Annotated in this window: 2 protein-coding genes; both read right to left on the bottom strand. The window is 73.2% G+C overall.

The features are described from left to right. Positions 1 to 155: 155 nt before the first annotated feature. A complete protein-coding gene (locus tag BACI9J_RS22520; protein WP_159557442.1) occupies positions 156 to 566 on the bottom strand; it encodes a VOC family protein in 411 nt (136 codons plus the stop codon). Between the two features lie 366 nt (positions 567 to 932). Further along, on the bottom strand, positions 933 to 1,329 hold a 397-nt coding region (locus tag BACI9J_RS22515; protein WP_159736633.1), incomplete at its 5' end, for a TetR family transcriptional regulator.

Here is a 1,329-nt window from a genome sequence, read left to right as displayed (position 1 = left end):
GGACGAGCGGGCCGCGGCACTCGACTTCGTACGCGAGTACGGCTTCCGGTTCGGGCCGGACGCCGTGCAGGCCGATGGCCCCGACGCCTTCTGGGCGCCGCTGCTGCCGTCCGACCAGCAGTAGGCGCTGCTGCGCGCGGGACTCAGCGCGGGACTCAGCGCGCCGAGTCCTCGAACCCGATCAGCCAGGCGACCCCGAAGGCGTCACGGACGGTGCCGTCCCAGTCGCCCCACGGTCGCTGCTGCAGTGGGTCGACGATCGTGCCGCCCTCGGCGAGCTGGTCGAACCACCGGCGCAGGACGTCCGGTTCCGCGGCGCCGAGCAGTGAGAAGAGCAGCCCCGTCGCCGAGAACGGGGTGTCGCCCTCGCTCGCGTCCGCGGCGAACAGCTGCAGCTCGCCGGTGAGCTGGCCGTGCGCGACGGCGTCGGCCGGGCCGTCCGTGCGGGAGAAGTCCGCGTAGGTCGCGATCTGCACCTGGCCACCGAACACCCGCTGCCAGTGCTCGAGGGCCTGCCTGGCGGTGCCGGCGAACTGGAAGTACGGCGCGGGTCCCGTTGTGTGCATGCCCGGCAAGGTACTCCGGAGTGCGGACTGGGGAAACCCCAGGGCTCGTCAGTCGAGCAGTGCGAGTGCGCGACGGCTGGGAGACGCCGTCGTCACGCCGAGACGCCTCCGGAAACGGGGGCGTCTCGACGACTTCCCGGCGTCGGGCGGACACGACGGCGTGTTCGCACCCGGCCACGGTGCGGACGGGAGGCCCGTGGGGACGCCGCCACGGGCCTCCCGTCCGGCACCGGGGCACGCGCACGGCGCGACGTTCCTTCCCATTGCGCCTGCGCTGGAAAGCGGAAACGGGCGTACCTGGCGGGAAGTTCCTGCCAGGTACGCCCGATTCGACCAGGTACGCCCTGCGCCCCCGCGCCCCGCGGCTCAGGACGCGAGCGCGGCCATCTCGCGCACGACCGCACGGAGCCGGTCGGCGAGCTCGTCGTTGCTCCGCACGGTTTCGCGGTGCGCGACCTCGCTGAGTGCCGACATCACCAGGGTCACGGCGGTGCGGGCGGTCTGGGCGTCCGTGCGGGTGCCGACGACGCTGAGCAGGGACTGGCGCGACTCGGCCATCCACTGCATCACCATCGACGACATCTCCGGCCGGAGCACGAGCAGCTCCTTCATGCGCCTGCGGTCCTGCGAGAGCGGCACGGTCGCCGCGACCAGGGTGCACAGGTCGGCGACCAGGGCGCCGTCGGCCTCGGCGAACCAGGCCGCTGCGCGCTCCGGCACCTCGACCGAGTCGAGCCCGAGTGCCGCGTGCGCCTTCGACGAG

Source organism: Arthrobacter sp. 9V, assembly GCF_902506065.1.
GTDB lineage: Bacteria > Actinomycetota > Actinomycetes > Actinomycetales > Micrococcaceae > Arthrobacter.
The sequence above is the reverse complement of the archived record's forward strand: the minus strand, read 5'-3'. Positions and strand labels throughout refer to the sequence as shown.